We start from the raw sequence: 22867 nt of genomic DNA on the forward strand, positions 1-22867 counted from the left end.
ATTTATGGGGAGTAACCACATTTCATAGGCTCTGCCTTGCCTAAAAACCAAACATACTGCTGCAAATTCAACCACCAAAGTGCAACACGCCCTAATATTTTAAGGATTTTGTACTTTAGCCACGCAAGTATACCCAAACCAACCTAAAATGCGAGTTTAGGAGCACTTAGAGACGTTTAAAAAACGATAAAGCCCCCCATATATAGTTAACAAGAACTCTGGATAATAAATCTATCTCAAGCAGAGTTCAGGTTAGTCAATGAGGTATAAGTGAAAAAATTTAATATCTTGTTTTCAATGCTGATCCTAGCTTAAAAACACGGTATGCTAAAACCACGCTAATAAACCTTTTAGGTGCACAGTATCCATCAACAGATACTAATTTTCAGGAGCTATTATGACAGAGCATAAAAAACCACTGGTATTAATGATTTTAGACGGTTGGGGATACCGCGAAGATACGCAAAGTAATGCTATTCTTGCAGCTAACACACCGGTATTAGACAATTTATGGGCCACACGGCCACACACATTAATATCAGCTTCGGGTTTAGATGTTGGTCTTCCTGATGGTCAAATGGGTAACTCAGAAGTTGGCCATGTGAACTTAGGTGCTGGTCGCATTGTTTATCAAGATTTTACCCGTATCACTAAAGCAATTAACGATGGCGAATTTGATTCAACCCCAGCCTTAGTTGAAAACATAGATAAAGCGGTAAGTGCAGGAAAAGCAGTTCACATAATGGGTCTTTTAAGCCCAGGTGGTGTGCATAGCCATGAAGACCACATAGTTGCTAGCATAAAACTTGCTGCAAAACGTGGCGCTAAAGAAGTTTACTTTCATGGCTTTTTAGATGGCCGCGATACACCTCCACGTAGTGCTAAAGCGTCAATCGAACGTATTGAAGCGTTATTTAGCGAACTTAAATGCGGTCGTTTGGCGTCACTTATTGGCCGCTACTACGCAATGGACAGAGACAACCGTTGGAACCGCGTAGAAAAAGCTTACAACGTAATTGCATTAGCTGAAGGTGACTTTAATTTTGATAACGGCGTAGAGGCACTTAATGCAGCGTACGAGCGCGACGAAAACGACGAATTTGTGGCCGCTACAACCATTACACCAACAGGCGCCGCTCCTGCTTCAATAAACGATGGCGACACTCTAATTTTTGCCAACTTTAGAGCAGATAGAGCCCGCGAAATTACTCGCGCTTTTGTTGAGCCTGATTTTGATGGATTCGCAAGAAAAAGAACGCCAGAGCTTAGTGCATTTGTAATGATGACAGAGTATGCAGCCGATATAGATGCACCTATTGCCTTTGGTTCAACACCGTTAGTAAACGTACTTGGTGAGTGGTTTGAAAAAAATAACAAAACACAGCTTCGCATTTCAGAAACTGAAAAGTACGCACACGTTACGTTTTTCTTTAGTGGCGGGCGCGAAAGTGAATTTAAAGGCGAAACACGCGAGCTAATTCCTTCGCCGCAAGTTGCAACCTACGACTTACAACCTGAAATGAACTCAGAAATGCTAACCGACAAACTAGTAGCAGCAATTAAAAGCGGTAAATACGATGCTATTATTTGTAACTACCCTAACGGCGATATGGTTGGTCACTCTGGTGTATTTGAAGCTGCTGTTAAAGCTTGTGAAGCTGTAGATAGCTGTATCGGACGTGTTGTTGATGCACTTGAAGAGTTTGGTGGTGAAGCACTAATAACAGCCGATCATGGTAATGCTGAGCAGATGGCTGATCTTAAAACAGGCCAAGCGCATACTGCCCACACTAGTGAACCGGTACATTTTATATATGTTGGTCGCGATGCAGAGCCTATGCAAGGTAAAGCATTAAGCGATGTAGCCCCTACAATGCTTCACTTAATGGGCATGGAGCAACCAAGCGAAATGACTGGTACGCCTATCATGATGTTGAAATAACACATGAATAGACGTATTAACCGGTTAATTAAGTGCGGTTTAATACTAACTTCATTAGTGACTGCATCTGCAGTTGCTAATGAGGATCGTACTAAAAAAGACTTATCAGAAGTTCAAAATGCACTTGAGCAAAGCCAAGCTGAGTATAACGCCCAAAGAAAAAAAATAGCGTCGCTACAAAAAAACCTAAAAAGCCATGAACTCGATATAGCTAAAAATGCTAAAGCACTTAACATGGCAGAACAATCAGTAAAAGAAACTAAAACACAGCAAAAAGAGCTACAAAATAAAGCCGATGAGCTCGATAAAAAGCACACTCAATTTCAGAAAATTTTAGCCGCGCAACTTAAAAGCGCCTATATGGCCGGTGGCGACGACTACTCTAAAATGCTGTTAAATCAAGAAGACACTGCAAAATTTGAGCGCACACTTAGTTATTACAACTACTTAAATAAAGCCCGTATTGAACAAATTGAAGATCTAAAAGACCTTCAAAAGCAAATAGTACAAAACCAAAAAGAGCTTGTTAAAACACAAGAAAAACTAGCGCTTTTATTTGATGAGCAAAAAAGACGTCAAACTGCATTGCTTAATGCACAAAGTGAACGCCAAGCTAATCTTAAAAATTTACAAGCTCAGCTCAACAGCACCAAAAGTTCAATAAACTATTTAAAAGAAAACCAACAAACTTTGGTAGCAACAATTGAAGAGCTCGAAAAAGAAAAAACACAGAAAATTGAATTACTGGGCCTAAATGAAAACAAAGGTAAATTGGACTGGCCGAGCAAAGGCAAGTTAGAGCACACATTCGGCCAACGTAAACATGGTGGTATTGATTGGAAAGGCGTATTAATTGGTGCAAAAGAAGGCACTAATATTAATAGCGTACATAACGGCCAAGTTGTATTTGCCGATTGGCTAAAGGGCTATGGTTGGGTAATTGTTGTAGACCATGGTGAAGGTTTTATGAGCCTATATGGTCATGCCCAAACACTGCTAAGAGATGTAGGCGACATGGTACGCGAAGGCGAAACCCTTGCTTTAGTTGGCCAAAGCGGCGGACAAGCTAGTTCTGGTCTATACTTTGAAATACGCCACAAAGGACGCGCAGTAAATCCTGTAAAATGGTGCAAACGCATTTAATTAAATAAATCGCTGCACCGCTCTGGAGCAGCTGATGACAACTAAAAAAACTGCAGTAATTACCATTGTTCAAAAAAATACAGGCTTTTATATAAGTCTGTATTTACTTGTATTACTAACCTTAATCGCTTTTTCTAGTAACGTACTAGCAAGCTCGATTAAAGATCTTAAAAGACAACAAATAGACGAAATACTCTTTAACATCCATGCCTACTACGTTGAAGATCTCACCTTACAAAATAGCCACCACATTAAATATAATAGCCAACAGTTTGAGCGCTTATATTCAAAGCTCGACTCTTACTCTAAGTACTTAAATGAGCACGAACTAACCTCATTATTTGATAACACAAACGGGCGCTATACAGGTATTGGTATTGAGGTTAAAAATATCGACGAGAATATGACTATTGTTAATGTGGTTAATAACTCCCCCGCAAAAGCAGCGGGTATTTTGCCAAGCGATATTATTGTAAGTGTAAACAACCAAGCAGCCCAAAACCGTACAATCGATGAAGTAGCAACACTAATAAGAGACAGTAAATTTTCAAATATAGAGCTAATTATAAGTCGTGATAACAATAAAAACCCACTCACGTTTCATGTAGCACGCCGCCAAATAAACCTCGAAAGCGTAACAAGCGAACTTCTAGATTTTGGTACTGGTTATATAGCTATCAATAATTTTTCTAACCACACATTGAATGAGATTGCTCTGCAAGTTGCGGCCCTGCAAAGCCACTTTGGTTACCCACTTAAAGGCTTAGTAATTGATTTACGTGATAACCCAGGGGGTACATTACAAAGCGCAGTAGCGGTATCAGACCTATTTTTACAAAGTGGCACTATAGTGACTACTAAAGGACGTTTTTACGATGCCAACCAAGCATTTTATGCAAAGCGTGGAGACATTCTAAAAAATGCCCCCATTGTTGTGCTTATAAATGAAAACTCAGCCTCTGCAGCCGAAATACTTGCAGCAGCACTTAAAGATAATAAACGAGCAACCGTTGTTGGCAGTCAGTCTTTTGGGAAGGGTTCTGTACAATCGCTCATTCCTCTAGGTGACGGCAACACTGCATTAAAACTCACCACAGCTAAATACTTTACGCCGCTAGGTAAATCGATTGATGGAATAGGAATAACCCCAGATATGGCGGTTAATCAAACAAACCTTTCACAAAGTAATAAAGCCGTTATAATAAAAAATGAACACACTAACAGTAACGCGCAATTACTTACTGGTAACTTAGCCGACTTACAGTTAGTTAAAGCAAAACAATTACTCAGCATGCAGTAACTTGTATAAGCTGTTAAACAAAGCTAAAAAGATAATAAAAACTATAAACGTGAAAATAATAAAATGGCTAATATTAGCTATTTGTTTTAGCTCAGCAAGAATTAGCGCTAAACAAATAGCAATAGTGATAGACGATATAGGCTATCATCAACGGGACTTAGAATTCCTTTCCTTACCAGGGCAATTGTCGTATTCAATTTTGCCCCACACCCCTTATTCGCAAATTTTTGCAACGCTTGCTAGTCAATCAAATAAAGAGTTATTACTTCATGTACCTATGCAGGCACTTAACGGTAAAGAACTCGGACCTGGCGCGCTTACTTTAAACATGAATAAAGAGCAGCTTCAGCAAACTCTAGGAACCGCTCTCGCTAGTTTACCGCAAGTTAAAGGCGTTAATAACCACATGGGCTCAGCGCTTACGCAGCAAAGCCAAGCTATGAAGTGGACAATGGAGGTGCTCAAAAAGCGCCATTTATATTTTTTAGATAGCCGCACAACCGATCTAAGCCAAGCACAAAACGCTGCTAACTTTTTAGGTGTTGCCAATATTAGTCGCCAAGTGTTCTTAGACAATATAACTACACCAGAACAACTCCAGCTAAGGCTTGAAGAATTAAAACAACTAGCCACTACTCATAGCTTTGCCATTGCAATTGCTCACCCCTATCCAGAAACAATTGATTTCTTGCGTGAAGCGTTACCCCAGTTAATAGATCAAGGCTTTGAACTCGTGCCGGTTTCGCAGCTGGTTGAGCGTAAATACATTCAGTTGGCGCAGGCTGAGGGTAAAGGGATTAGTGCTCGGTGATATAATCTTTAAATAAGGCTATATCCGAATGATAAACTAACCATTCGATAATACAGAGTATCGGTATTATACCAATCTGCTTAATTAAGTGATCTATTTTGAGGGCGGAAAAACGAGTTGATAGCCAGGCAAAAAAACTGCTATTTAGTTGTTCTAATTGAGAATTTTTTAACGCAGGTAGCGACACGCTTAGCCCCGCAAAATGATTAAGTATTATTGCGGATTGGTACTACTTAATTGGATATTTTATCGTTGGGTTTCGCTTCTCTCAAACCAACCTACGCGAAAGCAAAAAGCCCCGCATTTTAATGCAGGGCTTTTAAATTTGCTGCTTGAGCAATATTAGCTCATAGCACTTTGTAATTTTTTCATCGCTGTTTTTTCAAGCTGGCGAACGCGTTCAGCAGATACACTGTACTTTTGTGCAAGCTCTTGAAGAGTCGCCTTATCATCCGACAACCAACGTGCGCTAACAATATCTTGTGAACGTTCGTCTAGTGTTTTAAGTGCGCTAAATAAACGAGTATGCGCTTGCTCCTTCCACTGCTCTTGTTCAACGTCGTCAGCTAAATCAGCTGCGCCATCTGTTAAATATTGTACTGGAGAGTACGTGCTTGTTGGTGCGTCGTCGTTATCGTCGCCCGTTAGGTCAAAGCCCATGTCTTGGCCGCTCATGCGCGATTCCATTTCACGTACTTCTTTTTCACTCACACCTAGCTCGCTAGCAACGGTACTAACCTCAGCTTGATTAAACCAACCTAAACGCTTTTTGTTTTTACGAAGATTAAAAAACAATTTACGTTGCGCTTTAGTGGTTGCAACTTTAACTATGCGCCAATTTTTAAGCACAAACTCGTGAATTTCGGCTTTAATCCAATGCACTGCAAACGATACTAAACGCACACCCACTGTAGGGTCAAAACGTTTAACCGCTTTCATCAGGCCTATATTACCTTCTTGAATAAGGTCAGCTTGTGGTAAGCCGTATCCCGAGTAGCCTTTAGCAATATGTGCTACAAAGCGTAAATGCGACATAATGAGTTGCTTGGCAGCACTAAGATCACCTTCTTCCTGAAGCTTTTTAGCAAGTTCTTGCTCTTGTTCAACTTTAAGCATAGGAATAGTGCTTACCGCTTGAAGGTAACCGTCCATGCTTGCGCTTTGTTGTCCGACTGTAAGTGCCATTGCGTATAAATCTTTACTCATTTTTCACCTCGGTGATAAACATTTGAAACTATCTTAGCACTCTTTCTTTAAGAGTGCTAACCCCAATTTAAAACTTTTTTAAAGTATAAATCAAGCAGTTTTTAGTATGTGTTTAGTCTACTACAAGCGACTGAATAAGTGATGAATTGAGGGGCAGCAGCAGGTTAACCTCGCTGCATCACCTTATTTACAACTCATTACTTCATGGGAGGATAGTACATAAATATGACAGTTTTAATAACAGGAGGTACAACCCAGTTCGGTACGATACGCATATCAAGCTGGGTTGGTTCACTTATAGTTTGCAGGATTGTTTATACTTTATCGGGTTCTATTTCTTTAATATATCGATTTACAGAAAGGTACGAGCCTACAAATCCTAAGCTTGTTGCAAGTAACACTAAAAAGCCGAGCTCATTAAGCGATAATCCAATTAACGAGAAGCTTGTTTGATACACCCCCGCTACACTGCTCACAGCGCTTGAAAGCCACCACATCATTAGTCCTACGCATATAAAGGCAAATAAACCACCTATTACACCATACCAAATACCGGTCCACAAAAATGGGGCATGTATAAAGGTGTTAGTTGCGCCGACTAGCTTCATTACTTGTATTTCTTCTTTTTTATCCATGATCGACAAACGGATGGTGTTACCAATAATAAGCGTCACTGAGGTAAGCAGTAATAATGCGATGGTTATTACACTTTCTTTCAGTAAATCTAGTAATGCATTTAAACGCTCTAGCCACGCTATATCGAGCTTACCAAAATCAACTTCACGTTCACTTTCTAATTTAGTTAGCAGTACTTTAGCTGCATTTGGGTGTCTGTGACGTTTTGTAGGAGTAACAAGTACCACATCAGGTAATGGGTTTTTATCTAAGTACTCTAAAGCTTGCCCAAAGCCAGATACGTCTTTAAATTCAGTTAATGCTTTTTGCTTTGATATAAATTCAACGCTTTCCACTTCTGGATAAAGTGCTAAACGCTTTACTAATGTTTGCGTTTCTTGCTCGTTCATACTTTCTTTTACAAACAACGATATTTCACTCGCTTCTTCAAAACCACTACTTACTTGCTGGACGTTTTTAACAACGAGATAAAGTGTTGCAGGTAACGTTAGGCTCAAACCAAGTACAGCAATAGTCATCATAGATGCAAGCGGCGTACGCCACATTTCACCTAAGCTATGAACACCTTGGCGAAAAATATTAATAATGAAAAAATAACCGCCAGCTAATACTGATTTTTTTTGCTTGTCGTTACTATTTTGACGACTTTTAAAAAGTAAACTCATAGTGCTCCCTCAGCGAGCGGATCTTGAAGCATGCGGCCATCTTTTAAGGTTAGACTGCGGTACTTCATACGTGCAACCAAACCTAAGTCATGCGTCGCTATAAGAACAGTGGTGCCGTGTTTATTAAAGTCCTCAAACAGCTTTAGGATTTCCATTGAAAGCTCAGGGTCTAGGTTACCTGTAGGCTCATCGGCTAACAGAATTGGCGGGGAATTTACGATTGCTCTGGCAATACCAACACGTTGCTGCTCGCCTCCAGAGAGCATAGACGGATGACATTTTATTTTGTCTATCAGGCCTACTTTATCAAGCGCACCATGAACACGTTTAGCTATTTGCTTATGGTGAGTACCCTCAATAATAAGAGGCAGTGCCACGTTATCAAAAATAGTATAGCGCTCTAGTAAACGGTGGTTTTGAAAAATAATACCTATATCACGGCGAGCATAAGGAATTTGACGCGAGTTTACTTTATTTAAATCAACACCGTTGATAAATACACTGCCTGCCGATGGACGTTCCATTAAGCTAATTAACTTAAGCAACGTACTTTTACCCGCACCACTGTGGCCGGTTAAAAAGGCAAGTTCACCCGGTTTAACATGAAAATTAACTTTTTCGAGGGCGCGGTGCCCTCCAGGATAAGTCTTACTTACTTGCTGAAAATTTATCATCTTTTTATTATGCCAATTCAATTAGTTTACTAATAAAATTGGTATTCCTCGCAATTAAAAAGGGAGCAAGCTCCCTCTTTTGGTAAATTAAACGTCGTCCTCATCTTGGCTAAATAACGCATCAATAAAGTCATCGCTTTTAAAAGCGCGTAAATCATCAATACCTTCACCAACACCAATGTAACGAATTGGAATATTAAACTTATCTGCAACCGCAAAAATAACACCACCCTTTGCAGTTCCATCAAGTTTTGAAAGCGTAATACCAGTTAAGCCAACGCATTGATTAAATAAGTTCACTTGGCTAATTGCATTTTGACCTGTGCCAGCATCAATGGTTAACATCACTTCGTGCGGCGCATCAGGATCAATTTTTTTCATAACACGAGCTATTTTTTCAAGCTCTTGCATTAAGTTATCTTTATTTTGCAAGCGACCCGCTGTATCTGCAATTAACACATCTATATTACGTGCTTTTGCAGCTTGGAATGCATCAAAAACAACCGATGCACTATCTGCACCCGTATGCTGTGCAATAACAGGAATGCTGTTACGTTCACCCCAAACCTGAAGTTGCTCAACAGCAGCCGCTCTAAACGTATCGCCAGCAGCCAGCATAACCGACTTACCTTCGCTTTGAAATTGCTTAGCCATCTTACCAATAGTCGTTGTTTTACCAACGCCATTTACGCCCACCATTAAAATAACAAATGGCTTTTTATCTTTGGTAATTACTAAAGGCTGTTCAGCCGTTTTTAGCATCGCCGCCATTTCTTGTTTCATTAACTCATAAAGCGCATCACCATCTTTTAACTGCTTACGGTTTGCAGCATCAGTTAAGCTATCAATCAACTTCATGGTGGTATCAACGCCTAAATCGGCGGTGAGCAGCTGTGTTTCAAGATCTTCAAATAATTCGTCATCTATTTTTTTACCACTAAAAATAGATGCAAAACCAGAACCTATATTAACGCGAGTTTTTAACAAGCCCTTTTTAAGACGAGAGAAAAACCCTTCTTTTTTCGGCTTTTCTGCTTTTTTAGCTTCTTCAATTGCAAGCTCTGCTGTTATACGTTCTTGTTCTAAACGCTCGTTTTCTGCTTTTCCCGCTGCAATGCGCTCTTGCTCTAAACGTTCGTTTTCTGCTTTCTCAGCCGCAATGCGCTCTTGCTCTAAACGTTCATTTTCTGCTTTTTCAGCTGCAATGCGTTCTTGCTCTAAACGTTCATTTTCTGCTTTTTCAGCAGCAATGCGCTCTTGCTCTAAACGTTCGTTTTCTGCTTTTTCAGCCGCAATGCGCTCTTGCTCTAAACGTTCATTTTCTGCTTTTTCAGCCGCAATGCGCTTTTGCTCTAAACGTTCATTTTCTGCTTTTTCCGCAGTAATGCGTTCTTGCTCTAAACGCTCGCTTTCTACTTTTTCAGCAGCAGTACGTACTTGCTCTAGACGTTCGCTTTCTGCTTTATCAGCTGCAATGCGTTCTTGCTCTAAACGCATTTGCGCTTCTTGTTCTGCTAAACGTTTTGCTTGATCTTGTCTTTGTGCTTCAGCATCTGCTTGTTCTTTTGCTAATAACTCAGCATTCGCTTGCTCTATTGCAAGCTTTTCAGCTTTTACAGCTTCATCCTTTTTTTCAAGGCGTATTTGCTCTAGTCGCTCAGCCTCTACTTTTTCTGCAGCCAATCGCTCTTGCTCTAAGCGCATCTGCGTTTCTTGATCGGCTAAACGTTGTGCATATTCTTGTCTTTGCGCTTCTGCATCAGCTTGTTGTTTTGCAAGCAATTCAGCATTGGCCTGCTCAATGGCAATCTTTTCTGCGTTTTCAGCACGCTCTTGCTCTAAACGTTTTGCTTCAATTTGTTCAGAAGCAATACGCTCCTGCTCTAAGCGCTCTGTTTCGGCCTCTGCTTTTAAACGTTCAGCTTCAGCTTGCTCCTGTGCTAGCTTTTCTTGCTCTAAACGTTTAGCTTCAATTTGTTCAGCAGCAATACGCTCCTGCTCTAAGCGCTCTGTTTCGGCTTCTGCTTTTAAACGTTCAGCTTCAGCTTGCTCCTGTGCTAGCTTTTCTTGCTCTAAACGTTTGGCTTCAATTTGTTCAGCAGCAATACGCTCTAGCTCTAAACGCTCTGTTTCCGCCTCGGCTCGTAAACGTTCAACTTCAGCTTGCTGTGCAAGCTTTTCTTGCTCTAGCTTCTGCGCTTCTTCTTGCGCTAATGCTTGTTGTTTATCAGCGGCTGCTTTTTGCTCTGCTTCTTTTTTATCTGACTTGCCAAAACCGAGCCACGACATGAATTTACTTTTTTTTGTCATACTTGCTAATAACCACTTATAAAAATCTGATAAACTAAAATTTGAAATAGCTTGGCAATGCCCAGCAATAGTTGCTAATAAATACAACCATTCAAAACGTAAGTGTTCAATAGTAACACTTTTAATACGGTTGAAAAATGAAGCTACACGTAATCACCCATAATATTATCTGAGCTAGATACCATATACCATTTTTTAGTGAGCTAAATGAGAAAAAAAACAACGCAAAATAAAGCTACTAACAAGCCCAGTGATGGCTTTATTAGAGTGATTAGTGGCCAATTTCGAGGCCGAAAACTCCCTGTTAAAAATGTAGAAGGCTTAAGACCTACTACCGATCGAATTAAAGAAACTGTATTTAATTGGCTAATGCAAGATACGCGTGACACAAATGTACTTGATTGTTTTGCAGGTTCTGGTGGGTTAGGATTTGAAGCGCTATCTCGATTTGCTAAAAACGCCACATTTATCGAGCTCGACTCGTCAGCTGCCAAGCAATTAGAACAAAACATTAGCACTTTAAAACTCGACAACGCATACGTTAAACATACTAATTCACTCTCCTTTTTAGAGCAAAAAAACACAAACGAAGCGTTTAATCTTGTATTTGTTGACCCACCATTTCGTAAAGATTTAGCGCAAACAACCTGCGATTTATTAGAAAAAAACCAATGGTTAAGCGATGATGCATTAATTTATGTTGAAGTAGAAACAGAGTTAACCACCTTCAATAACCCGAGCAACTGGTTGTTAATTAAAGAAAAAAAGGCAGGCCAAGTGTTTTGCAAACTCTACCAGCGCCAAGCAAATTAATACTGTTTTACATGATGCGTTTCTGTTAATATTGTCCTTTACATGTGGTGTTGCTTCGGATTACAATACCGCACCATTTTTGAACCACTTGATCAATGTTTGATCAACTTGAGCAACGCTCATAATTTAGGTAGGTGAATTTTTAATGCCAGTAATTAAAGTAAGAGAGAACGAACCGTTTGACGTAGCACTTCGTCGCTTCAAGCGTTCATGTGAAAAAGCAGGAATCCTTTCAGAAGTTCGTCGTCGCGAGCACTATGAAAAGCCAACAGCTGAGCGTAAGCGTAAAAAAGCTGCTGCAGTAAAACGTCACATGAAAAAACTTTCTCGTGATAACGCACGTCGCGTTAAATTATACTAATATATTAGGTCTTGTATAAATGAGCCTTTTAATAACGCTAAAAGATGCGCAAAAAGATGCGATGAGAGCTAAAGACAAACAACGTCTTAACCCTATTCGTATGGTACTTGCTGCAATCAAGCAACGTGAAATTGACGAGCGCATAGAACTAGACGACGCAGGTATTACCTCCGTTATAGTGAAGCTTGTTAAACAACGTCGTGACTCTTACACTCAGTACAAAGATGCTGGGCGTGATGATTTAGCTGATATTGAAGCCAATGAAATAGTGGCACTTGAAACTTTCTTACCTCAAAAATTGAGTGAAGAAGAAATCATTGCTCTCATTGATGCGGCTATTGCTGATACTAACGCAGCAGGTATGCAAGACATGGGTAAAGTAATGGGTATAATCAAAAGCAAAGCCGAAGGTCGTGCCGATATGGGCAAAATCTCTGGTTTAATTAAGCAACGATTAACTGCCTAATACTCCCACATACATTAAAGTATGATTGAAGTGAACCGAGCCTTGCGCTCGGTTTCTTTGTTTTTAACTTTAATAAAAAATACACCTACTAGGTTACTTTAAAATGAAATTTTTTATAGCTTCCCTATTTATTTTGTTATCATTTTGGTAAGTTAAAGCACGCTATACTTTGCATCAAGCAAGTATAAAAAAGTAAATTTCATATTCGTTATTCTTCTTATTATTTCAGGACTGTATTTTACTAATGGCTGGAAAGATCCCACGTAACTTTATAGACGATTTACTTGCCAGAACCGATATTGTCGACCTGATAGACTCAAAAGTAGGTCTAAAAAAAGCAGGTAAGGATTATCAAGCTTGTTGCCCATTCCATAACGAAAAATCGCCCTCATTTACCGTATCGCAAGACAAACAGTTTTATCATTGCTTTGGTTGTGGCGCTAATGGTAATGCTATTTCGTTTGTAATGGAGTATGAAAAGCTTGAGTTTGTAGATGCTATTGAAGAAATAGCAAGCATGCTTAACTTAGAAGTACCTCGAGAACAAGGCACAAACTCAGCACCAGAACGTACTGCTGCGCAAAAGCGCTCTGATTACGATTTAATGCTTCATACTGCGCGCTTTTATCAGCACCAATTAAAACACCACAGTAATTCTGCCGCCGTTATTGAATATGTAAAAGGCCGTGGTTTAAGTGGTGAGACAGTTAAAAAGTTTATGATTGGCTACGCCCCCAGCGAATGGGATGGATTATGTCTTCAGCTTGGCCGTAATAAAGAACAAAAAGAGCAATTAGTTGAATTAAAGCTAGCTTCAGAAAAAACACCGGGCAGACAATTTGATTTTTTCCGCGACCGATTAATGTTCCCTATTCGCGATAAACGCGGACGCGTTATTGCATTTGGTGGGCGTGTAATGCAAGCCGACCAAGGGCCAAAATATTTAAACTCGCCAGAGACCCGAATTTTTCATAAAGGCTTTGAGCTTTACGGACTTTATGAAGCAAAGCAAGCCCATAAAAAACTTGAGCATGTAATGGTTGTGGAAGGTTACATGGATGTTGTTGCCTTAGCCGAGCAAGGGATTGAATATGCCGTTGCATCACTAGGTACCGCAACAACAAGCGAGCACATGCATACGCTGTTTAGAACAACAGATAAAGTAATCTGTTGTTACGATGGCGACAGAGCTGGCCGTGATGCAGCTTGGAGGGCGCTTGAAAACGCACTTCCTTATTTAAATGACGGTAAAGCACTGCAATTTACTTTTTTACCCGATGGCGAAGACCCTGACTCTCTTGTACAAAAAGAAGGTAAGGAGCAATTCGAATTGCGCCTAAGCCAAGCAGATGACTTTACCAAAGTATTGTTTAATAAACTAAGCCAAGAAGTTGATTTAACACTCGACTCAGGAAAAGCTAAATTACTCAGTGCAGCACTTCCACTCATTGAAAAAATCCCAAGTGAATTTTATCAAGAAAACATTCTTGAACAGTTAGGGCGTTTAATCGGAAGAACACGTGAGCAATTAAATAACCGTTTAAAAACGCCAAAGCAACAGCATTCGATTGAACGTAAGTTTAAAATAACACCAATGCGTCAAGCGATTGGTATTTTAATTCAACATCCTAATTTGGCTAAAAATGTGCCATATTTGCCTGAACTCGCACAAATGAATATTGCTGGTATAGGGCTATTATTACGCTTACAAGAGCAAGCTTTAGAAAAAGAAAGCATTACCACAGCGCAACTACTCGAATTTTTTAGAGGAACTGAAGATTACGAGCCCTTAATCAAGCTTGCAACGTGGCAACACGACATAAATGAAGAGCGTTTAGAGACGGTTTTTAAAAATACTTTCAAGTTTATTGAAGATCAGTGTTTAAATTATCGACTCGAGACCCTATTAATAAAGGACAAGACTCAAGGCCTTAGTAGCGACGAAAGACTTGAGTGTCATTTGTTAATGACAGCGTTAAAAGCCACTAACAGCTAGTCAAAATTGATTTAAACTGTTATACTGTGCTATTCACTGCGTCACATTATTCTAGTTGGCTTTAATGCAAACTACATGATGGCGCCTGTTGTATCAACTTATCAGAGTGGAAGAAACAATCTCTATGGATCCAACTCCTCAGTCACAATTAAAACTTCTGATTCAAAAAGGTAAAGAGCAAGGCTACTTAACTTTTGCAGAAGTAAATGATCACCTTCCACAAGACATTATAGACTCAGATCAAGTAGAAGATATCATAAGCATGATTAATGATATGGGTATCAAGGTTAGCGAAAACGCGCCTGATGCTGATGAATTAATGATGCAAGAAACAACGACAGACGAAGACGCAGCTGAAGCTGCCGCTGCAGCCCTTGCGACTGTAGAAAAAGAAATCGGCCGTACAACGGATCCGGTTCGCATGTACATGCGTGAAATGGGTACTGTTGAACTTCTTACACGTGAAGGCGAAATTGTAATCGCTAAACGTATCGAAGAAGGCATTAACCAAGTACAGATTTCTGTTGCAGAGTACCCTGAAGCAATCACTTACCTGCTAGAGCAGTGGGATAAGTTTGAAGCTGAAGAAATGCGTTTAAGCGATATCATCGTTGGATTTATCGATCCTAATGAAGATACAGCGCCAATTTCAGCAACTAATATCGGTTCAGAATTAAGTGCTAAGCAACTTGATGACGATAAAGATGACAAAGATGATGCTGATAGCGATGACGAAGATGAAGAAGAAGTAGACACAGGGCCAGATCCTGAAGAAGCGCGCATTCATTTTGAAAATTTACGTGATTTATACAATAAAGCACGTGATACGTTTGAAGCTAAAGGTCGTTCGCATCCTGAATCACAAGCCGCCATTTTTGAAATTGGTGAGCTTTTCAGAACCTTTAAATTAATACCTAAACAGTTTGACCGCATGGTAAATAACATGCGTGAAATGATGGATCGTGTTCGCGTTCAAGAACGTCTAATCATGAAACAAGCTGTACAAATTGCTAAATTACCGAAGAAAACATTCGTTAAGCATTTTGCTAACAACGAAACTGACGCTTCATGGGTAGATTTAGAAATTTCAGGTAACGAAAAGTATTCAGCTAAACTTGAAGAAGTTAAGCCAGAAATCATTCGTAGCATTAATAAACTATCTGTTATTGAACAAACAACAGGTTTAAGCATTGAGCGTATTAAAGACATTAACCGTCGAATGAGCATTGGTGAAGCGAAAGCACGCCGTGCAAAAAAAGAAATGGTTGAAGCTAACTTACGTCTTGTAATCTCAATAGCTAAAAAATATACAAACCGTGGCTTACAATTCTTGGATTTAATTCAAGAAGGTAACATTGGTCTGATGAAAGCAGTTGATAAGTTTGAATACCGCCGTGGTTATAAGTTCTCTACTTATGCTACGTGGTGGATACGTCAAGCAATCACTCGCTCTATTGCTGACCAAGCAAGAACAATCCGTATTCCAGTACATATGATTGAAACGATTAATAAACTTAACCGTATTTCTCGTCAAATGTTACAAGAAATGGGTCGTGAGCCAAATCCAGAAGAATTAGCAGAACGCATGATGATGCCTGAGGATAAAATCCGTAAGGTACTTAAGATTGCTAAAGAGCCAATTTCAATGGAAACACCAATCGGTGATGATGAAGATTCTCACTTAGGTGACTTTATCGAAGATACAACTATTGATTCGCCAATTGATTCGGCAACAATGGAGTCTCTTCGTGGCGCAACTAACGATGTACTTGCAGGCCTAACAGCCCGTGAAGCTAAAGTACTACGTATGCGTTTTGGTATTGATATGAATACCGACCACACCTTAGAAGAAGTAGGTAAACAGTTTGACGTAACACGTGAACGTATTCGTCAAATAGAAGCGAAAGCGCTGCGTAAATTACGCCACCCTTCTCGCTCAGATTTACTGAAAAGCTTTTTAGACGCTAAATAATTTAGCGCTACTATATAAACTAAAAAGGCCGCTATAGCGGCCTTTTTTCTATTTGAAGGAAATAATCATGGCTTGGATCCAAATTCGTATTAACGCCAATGCTGCAACAGCAGATGCAGTAAGTGACCTATTAATGGAAGCGGGTAGTGCTTCAGTAACCTTTATTGACGCAAAAGACACCCCTATTTACGAACCCAAAATTGGCACCGTTGTATTTTGGGCTGATACAACAGTAATTGGCTTGTTTGAAGCTAATCACGATATGAATGCAGTCGTTGCGTTATTGAAACGCCATGATGAACTAAAAGACAATTTAGTATACAAAATAGAGCAGCTTGAGGATAAAGACTGGGAACGTGAATGGATGGATAACTTCCACCCTATTCAATTTGGTGAAAGACTATGGATTTGTCCAAGCTGGCGCGACATTCCAGATCCTGATGCAGTAAATGTACTGCTTGACCCTGGCCTTGCTTTTGGTACGGGCACACATGCAACAACGGCCTTGTGTCTTAAGTGGTTAGAAAGCCAAGATCTAACAGGTAAAACGGTTGTTGATTTTGGTTGTGGCTCAGGCATTTTAGGTATTGCAGCTATAAAACTAGGCGCAGAGCGCATGATTGGGATTGATATTGATCCTCAAGCGCTTGAGGCAAGCCTCGATAATGCTAACCGCAATGGCGTTGCAGACAAACTTGAAGTATACCTTCCAGAAAACCAACCTGAGTTTACCGCCGACATAGTAGTGGCAAATATATTAGCCCAGCCACTTCGCGAATTGCACAGTGTAATTTTAGGTTTATTAAAGCCTGGCGGCAAAATTGCCATGTCGGGTATTTTAGAAGAACAAGCACAATCAGTTGCTGATATTTATGCACCATTTATTGAACTAGATGATATTGCCGTTGAAGGTGATTGGACTCGAGTAAGTGGCACTAAAAAAGCGTAATAAACTGCATAACCAAATTTAGAGCATTAACTCAAAACCTGCATGTAAAGCCTGTATTTAACAGGCTTTACTATTTTTTTACATATTAAAAGTTTTCTGATTATTGTGTAAAAAATAAAACTTGTATAAATTTCAAACAAATCAACCTACTTGTCATGTGGTTATCAAATGTCAATACGAAAAGGGCAAAAAAAAGTTACTTTTGTTCAATTTATAGCCTTTGATTTTTGTGAAAAAAACCGTAAACTTAGCGCCCCTTGAAAAGAGGCCTATTGAATATAGTGCGTATCGGTAAATACCAACTTGAGAATAATGTAATTGTCGCGCCAATGGCTGGCATTACAGACAGACCATTTAGACAACTTTGCCGTCGTTTAGGCGCAGGGCTAGCTGTTTCTGAAATGCTATCGTCTAATCCTAAGGTTTGGAAAACGGAAAAGTCGATGAACCGTATGGATCACAGCGGTGAGTCGGGTATACGCGCTGTGCAAATTGCAGGAGCAGATCCTGAGCTTATGGCGCAGGCCGCACAATTCAATGTTGCTAACGGTGCACAGATCATAGATATCAATATGGGGTGCCCAGCAAAAAAAGTGAACAAGAAACTCGCAGGCTCTGCCTTATTACAGTTTCCTGAACTTGTGGAAGAGATTATTGATGCAGTCGTTAATGCTGTTGATATACCTGTGACACTTAAAATCCGTACAGGATGGGATCCGGATAACCGTAATGGTGTAGAGATTGCGAGAATAGCTGAACGTTATGGCATTGCATCACTTGCTGTACATGGGCGTACGCGCGCATGTATGTACAAAGGTGATGCTGAGTACGCCACGATTAGGGATATAAAACGTTCAGTGTCGATCCCTGTTGTTGCCAATGGTGATATTACATCACCAGAAAAAGCAAAACAGGTTTTAGACTATACGGGTGCAGATGCCATTATGATTGGCCGAGCCGCCCAAGGTCGCCCTTGGATATTTAGGGAGATAGACCACTATTTGCGAACTGGGGAACACTTACAGCCGCCTGCTATTGCAGAGGTGCGCAGTATTTTAATGGAGCATTTAACAAACCTCCATCTGTTTTACGGTGAGCCAATGGGAGCGCGAATTGCTCGCAAACATGTATCTTGGTATTTGCAAACCCATGACAGTGATGGTCAGTTTAGGCGAGTATTTAATGCGCTCGACAACCCACAAGCACAGGTCGTCGCATTAGAGCAATACTTTAAAACACTAGCAGCTAACTAAGAAAGAAAGAGACTTAATAATGTTCGAACAAAACGTGACTTCTCCATTTATCACTAACCCTCATGTTCAGTCACACGAGAAACCGCAGCCATTGCGTGATGCAGTAAAAAAAGCTGTTCACCACTATTTAAAGCAGCTTAACGGTCAAGATGTGCAAGACGTTTACGACCTTGTTCTTTCAGAGCTAGAAGCGCCATTACTTGAAGAAGTGATGACATATACACGTGGTAACCAAACTCGTGCAGCAATTTTACTAGGTATCAACCGTGGTACTTTACGTAAAAAGCTTAAAAAATACGGCATGAACTAATATGCTGGCTGTGATTTATCACAGCTAATTATTAAAAAAGCACCCTAGGGTGCTTTTTTTATGCCCGTAGTTTAATAGCCGTGTTGCAAAATGCTCACCCTCATCGGCGCTTTATAAGTCGTTTTTTGAGTTGTAATCAGTTAAAATGCCCGCTTCTAAGCTAGCTCATTAACTGAGGAAATCAAACTACAATGGATACTCATCGTCCCATTCGTCGCGCACTATTAAGTGTGTCTGATAAAACCGGTATTGTTGAATTTGCCCGCGCACTAGAAGCGCAAGGCGTTGATATATTATCAACTGGCGGTACATGTAAACTACTTGCTGATAACGGCATAAAAGTGACTGAAGTATCAGATCACACAGGCCACCCTGAAATCATGGATGGTCGCGTAAAAACTCTTCACCCAAAAATTCACGGCGGCATATTAGCCCGTCGCGGACAAGATGAAAGCGTAATGGCAGATAACAACATTTCTGCTATCGACATAGTTGTAGTTAACTTATACCCCTTTGCGAATACAGTCGCTCAAGAAAACTGCAGCCTTGAAGATGCTATTGAAAATATTGATATTGGCGGCCCTACAATGGTTCGTGCAGCCGCTAAAAACCACAAAGACGTAACAATCGTGGTAAACGCGAGTGACTACGACCGTGTTATTAGTGAAATGCAAAACAATAATGGCTCTACTACATATAAAACACGTTTTGACTTAGCGATTGCAGCTTACGAGCACACTGCCGCATACGATGGCATGATTGCTAACTACTTCGGTAAAATGGTTCCTGATTACACCGAGGAAGCTGCTGTAGAGACTAAATTCCCACGTACTATCAATATGCAGTTCACTAAAAAGCAAGATATGCGTTACGGTGAAAACTCACATCAAGATGCTGCTTTTTATGTTGAAAGTGACATTGCTGAAGCATCAGTTGCAACAGCAACTCAATTGCAAGGTAAGGCCCTTTCGTTTAACAACATTGCAGATACCGATGCAGCACTTGAATGTGTTAAAGAATTTGACGTACCTGCGTGCGTAATTGTAAAACATGCTAACCCGTGTGGTGTTTCAATTGGGGACAATATTCTACAAGCATACGAGCGCGCTTTTAAAACAGACCCTACATCAGCATTTGGTGGCATTATTGCCTTTAACCGAGAGCTAGATGCAGCAACTGCACAAGCAATTGTTGATCGTCAGTTTGTTGAAGTAATTATCGCACCTAGTATTTCGAGCGACGCTGCAAAAATTGTTGAAGCTAAAAAGAACGTTCGTTTATTAGAATGTGGACAGTGGACAGGTAAAGCAGCTGGCCAAGATATTAAACGCGTTAACGGCGGTATTTTAGTTCAAGACCGCGATTTAGGCATGGTAACGCAAGGCGACTTAAAAGTTGTTTCTAAGCGCCAACCTACAGAGCAAGAACTTAAAGATTTACTATTTTGTTGGAAAGTAGCTAAGTTTGTTAAATCAAACGCAATTGTTTATGCCCGTGACGGTATGACCATTGGTGTAGGCGCAGGCCAAATGAGCCGCGTATACTCAGCTAAAATTGCAGGCATAAAAGCTGCCGACGAAAACCTTGAAGTTAAAGGTTCAGTTATGGCGTCTGATGCATTCTTCCCATTCCGTGATGGAATTGACGCAGCAGCAGCCGCTGGTATTACTGCGGTAATTCAGCCAGGTGGCTCAATGCGTGATGAAGAAGTGATTGCAGCTGCTGATGAAGCTGGCATGGCAATGGTACTTACTGGTATGCGCCATTTCCGCCACTAATCACACAAAGGGTTAAACGTTGGTTTAACCCTTTTTGTTTGCTATAAATTCACGTATTCTGATTATTCAATAACCTATTTAAAATTATAATGTGAAGGAACAAACAATGAAATTTGCGCTAAAATCGCTACTTGTAGCCACACTAACGATGACATCGACTATGGCGCTTAGCCATAACCACGAATCGAGCCTTGAGCATGCACTTCAATCAAGCGAACGTAGCGCTAAAAACAGCGTTCGTGACGAATATCGTCACCCGGCTCAAACACTTGCATTTTTTGGCTTTAAACCAACTATGACAGTTGTTGAAATTGCGCCAGGCGGTGGTTGGTATAGTGAAATTTTAGCGCCAGCACTAAAAGAGCAAGGTACTTATTATGCCGCGCACTTTCCTGCTGATTCATCAGTTGGCTACTACCAACGCTCTCTTGCGGGCTTTAAACAAAAAGTAGCTGAAGATGAGCGCTTTAGTAGCGTTAAAATTACTGAGTTTGCACCTGTAACACATTTAGATATTGCGCCAGCTGGCAGTGCCGATATGGTTTTAACTTTCCGTAATGTGCATAACTGGTATATGGGCAAAGATAAAAGCGGTGCATTAAGTGCATTCCAAGCTTTTTATAAAGCCCTTAAACCAGGTGGTACATTAGGTTTAGTTGAACACCGTTTAGCTGAAGAGCGTGCTGACGAAGATCAAAAAACATCAGGTTATATGAAGCAGAGCTACGTAGTAGACCTTGCTAAACAAGCTGGGTTTGAATTAGTAGCAAGCAGTGAAATAAATGCAAATCCAAAAGATACGGCCGATCACCCTAAAGGTGTATGGACGCTACCACCAAGCTTAAGACTCGGCGAACAAGATGCTGACAAATATAAAGCCATTGGTGAAAGCGACCGCATGACGCTGAAATTTAAGAAACCGCTTTAAATAGGAATTTTCGCCATGAATGTTTTAGTCATTGGCAGCGGCGGCCGCGAACACGCACTTGCGTTTAAAGCCGCTCAAAACACCAAAGTAAATACTGTATTTGTAGCCCCTGGTAATGCAGGTACTGCACTTGAACCAAAACTTGAAAACGTAGCAATAAACGTTGACGACTTAGAGGGTTTACTTAGTTTTGCACAGCAAAACAAGGTAGAGCTTACTATTGTAGGTCCAGAAATACCGTTAGTACTGGGTGTTGTTGATAAGTTTCGTGAACATAACATGGCTATTTTTGGCCCAACGGCAGGCGCAGCCCAGCTTGAAGGCTCTAAATCGTTTACTAAAGATTTTTTAGCGCGCCACAATATCCCATCAGGCGATTATCAAACGTTTGAACAAATTGACCCAGCCCTTGCTTATTTAAAAGAAAAAGGCGCGCCAATTGTTGTAAAAGCAGATGGTTTGGCTGCGGGTAAAGGCGTAATTGTAGCAATGACGGAAGCCGATGCCGAAGATGCTATTCGCGATATGCTTGCGGGTAATGCTTTTGGCGATGCGGGAAGTCGTGTTGTTATCGAAGAGTTTTTAGACGGTGAAGAAGCGTCTTTCATTGTAATGGTTGATGGCAAAAACGTATTACCATTTGCTACCAGTCAGGACCATAAACGCGCTTACAATGGCGATGCCGGTCCTAACACGGGTGGCATGGGTGCATACTCCCCTGCGCCAGTTGTTACGGATGAAATCCACCAGCGTATTATGAACGAAGTGATCTACCCTACGGTAGAAGGCATGGCAAGCGAAGGCCATCCGTACACCGGCTTTTTATACGCAGGTTTGATGATTGACGAAACAGGTACTCCTAAAGTAATTGAGTACAACTGTCGCTTTGGCGACCCTGAAACTCAACCAATGATGCTACGTTTACAATCAGACCTAGTTGAATTGATTGAAGCTGCTAACCGTGTAGAACTTGATAAAACAACGATTAAGTTTGACCCACGCGCAGCCGTTGGTGTTGTACTTGCAGCTAAAGGTTACCCTGGTGATTACCCTAAAGATGATGCAATTTCGGGGCTAAAAGTTGATTACCCTGCGGGTGAAAAAGTGTTTCATGCGGGTACTAAGCAAAGTGGCAATGACGTTGTAACCGCAGGCGGTCGCGTATTATGCGCAACAGCACTTGGTAACACCGTTACGCAAGCGCAGCAGCGCGCCTATGAGCTTGTTAAACAAATTAGCTGGGATGGTATGGAATATCGTACTGATATAGCTTACCGTGCTATTGCACGCGAGCAATAGCCTGTAATACCTATTCATTGGTATAACCAGTTAATTTAACTACAAAAGCGCAGTT

The 22867-nt window shown here is 40.6% G+C and carries 19 protein-coding genes; 15 read left to right on the forward strand and 4 right to left on the reverse strand.

The features are described 5' to 3' along the window. Positions 1–397 precede the first annotated feature (397 nt). Genes gpmM through I6E70_RS03220 form a run of 4 tightly spaced genes read left to right on the forward strand, consistent with a single transcriptional unit; the run spans position 398 to position 5196 of the window. On the forward strand, positions 398–1942 hold the full coding sequence (gene gpmM / locus I6E70_RS03205; protein WP_007582830.1) for a 2,3-bisphosphoglycerate-independent phosphoglycerate mutase: 1545 nt from the start codon (positions 398–400) through the stop codon (positions 1940–1942). Positions 1943–1945: 3 nt separating this feature from the next. Further along, entirely contained in the window at positions 1946–3085 is a 1140-nt protein-coding gene (locus I6E70_RS03210; protein ID WP_007582832.1) for a murein hydrolase activator EnvC family protein, read from the forward strand. Positions 3086–3119: 34 nt separating this feature from the next. Then, positions 3120–4385: a S41 family peptidase gene (locus tag I6E70_RS03215; protein WP_197188014.1), complete on the forward strand. Its 1266-nt coding sequence runs from the start codon at positions 3120–3122 to the stop codon at positions 4383–4385. A 49-nt stretch (positions 4386–4434) separates the two neighbouring features. Then, positions 4435–5196 (forward strand): divergent polysaccharide deacetylase family protein, encoded by a 762-nt coding sequence (locus tag I6E70_RS03220; protein ID WP_197188015.1) that lies wholly within the window; start codon positions 4435–4437, stop codon positions 5194–5196. A gap of 342 nt (positions 5197–5538) precedes the next feature. Here the strand turns inward: I6E70_RS03220 and rpoH are convergent, their stop codons facing one another. The 4 genes from rpoH to ftsY form a co-directional block, all read right to left on the reverse strand. Continuing rightward, complete coding sequence (gene rpoH, locus I6E70_RS03225; RefSeq protein WP_007582838.1) at positions 5539–6402, reverse strand: RNA polymerase sigma factor RpoH; 864 nt, start codon at positions 6400–6402, stop codon at positions 5539–5541. Between the two features lie 314 nt (positions 6403–6716). Continuing rightward, the gene (ftsX, locus tag I6E70_RS03230; protein ID WP_007582840.1) at positions 6717–7703 is read right to left on the reverse strand and encodes a permease-like cell division protein FtsX; all 987 of its coding nucleotides are present in this window, start codon (positions 7701–7703) and stop codon (positions 6717–6719) included. Next, on the reverse strand, positions 7700–8377 hold the full coding sequence (gene ftsE / locus I6E70_RS03235; RefSeq protein ID WP_007582842.1) for a cell division ATP-binding protein FtsE: 678 nt from the start codon (positions 8375–8377) through the stop codon (positions 7700–7702). Before ftsE ends, ftsX begins: the two co-directional genes overlap by 4 nt. An 87-nt stretch (positions 8378–8464) precedes the next feature. Next, entirely contained in the window at positions 8465–10666 is a 2202-nt protein-coding gene (gene ftsY, locus I6E70_RS03240; protein WP_442960292.1) for a signal recognition particle-docking protein FtsY, read from the reverse strand. Positions 10667–10894: 228 nt separating this feature from the next. Here ftsY and rsmD point away from each other — a divergent pair, with 228 nt between their 5' ends. From rsmD to purD, 11 genes are all read left to right on the forward strand, one after another. After that, positions 10895–11500 carry a 16S rRNA (guanine(966)-N(2))-methyltransferase RsmD gene (gene rsmD, locus I6E70_RS03245; protein WP_165725129.1) on the forward strand — a complete coding sequence of 202 codons (606 nt, stop codon included), beginning with the start codon at positions 10895–10897 and terminating at the stop codon, positions 11498–11500. A gap of 145 nt (positions 11501–11645) precedes the next feature. Further along, positions 11646–11861 carry a 30S ribosomal protein S21 gene (gene rpsU, locus I6E70_RS03250; protein WP_002957797.1) on the forward strand — a complete coding sequence of 72 codons (216 nt, stop codon included), beginning with the start codon at positions 11646–11648 and terminating at the stop codon, positions 11859–11861. Positions 11862–11880: 19 nt separating this feature from the next. After that, positions 11881–12327: a GatB/YqeY domain-containing protein gene (locus I6E70_RS03255; protein ID WP_007586535.1), complete on the forward strand. Its 447-nt coding sequence runs from the start codon at positions 11881–11883 to the stop codon at positions 12325–12327. A gap of 244 nt (positions 12328–12571) precedes the next feature. After that, positions 12572–14323: a DNA primase gene (dnaG, locus tag I6E70_RS03260; RefSeq protein ID WP_007586534.1), complete on the forward strand. Its 1752-nt coding sequence runs from the start codon at positions 12572–12574 to the stop codon at positions 14321–14323. A 124-nt stretch (positions 14324–14447) separates the two neighbouring features. Then, complete coding sequence (rpoD, locus tag I6E70_RS03265; RefSeq protein ID WP_007586533.1) at positions 14448–16295, forward strand: RNA polymerase sigma factor RpoD; 1848 nt, start codon at positions 14448–14450, stop codon at positions 16293–16295. Between the two features lie 67 nt (positions 16296–16362). Continuing rightward, on the forward strand, positions 16363–17244 hold the full coding sequence (prmA, locus tag I6E70_RS03270; RefSeq protein ID WP_024590609.1) for a 50S ribosomal protein L11 methyltransferase: 882 nt from the start codon (positions 16363–16365) through the stop codon (positions 17242–17244). Positions 17245–17525: 281 nt separating this feature from the next. Next, a complete protein-coding gene (dusB, locus tag I6E70_RS03275; protein WP_010553368.1) occupies positions 17526–18497 on the forward strand; it encodes a tRNA dihydrouridine synthase DusB in 972 nt (323 codons plus the stop codon). Positions 18498–18516: 19 nt separating this feature from the next. Continuing rightward, positions 18517–18807 carry a DNA-binding transcriptional regulator Fis gene (gene fis, locus I6E70_RS03280; protein WP_002957804.1) on the forward strand — a complete coding sequence of 97 codons (291 nt, stop codon included), beginning with the start codon at positions 18517–18519 and terminating at the stop codon, positions 18805–18807. 191 nt (positions 18808–18998) lie between these two features. Next, entirely contained in the window at positions 18999–20585 is a 1587-nt protein-coding gene (gene purH, locus I6E70_RS03285; protein ID WP_007586526.1) for a bifunctional phosphoribosylaminoimidazolecarboxamide formyltransferase/IMP cyclohydrolase, read from the forward strand. 106 nt (positions 20586–20691) lie between these two features. After that, positions 20692–21513, forward strand: a complete 822-nt coding sequence (locus I6E70_RS03290) for a class I SAM-dependent methyltransferase (protein ID WP_007586523.1) — start codon at positions 20692–20694, stop codon at positions 21511–21513. A 15-nt stretch (positions 21514–21528) separates the two neighbouring features. Further along, positions 21529–22812 (forward strand): phosphoribosylamine--glycine ligase, encoded by a 1284-nt coding sequence (gene purD, locus I6E70_RS03295; protein WP_197188017.1) that lies wholly within the window; start codon positions 21529–21531, stop codon positions 22810–22812. Positions 22813–22867 lie beyond the last annotated feature (55 nt).

The sequence above is a fragment of the Pseudoalteromonas sp. NGC95 genome (assembly GCF_015864705.1).
In the GTDB taxonomy this organism is placed as follows: domain Bacteria; phylum Pseudomonadota; class Gammaproteobacteria; order Enterobacterales; family Alteromonadaceae; genus Pseudoalteromonas; species Pseudoalteromonas arctica.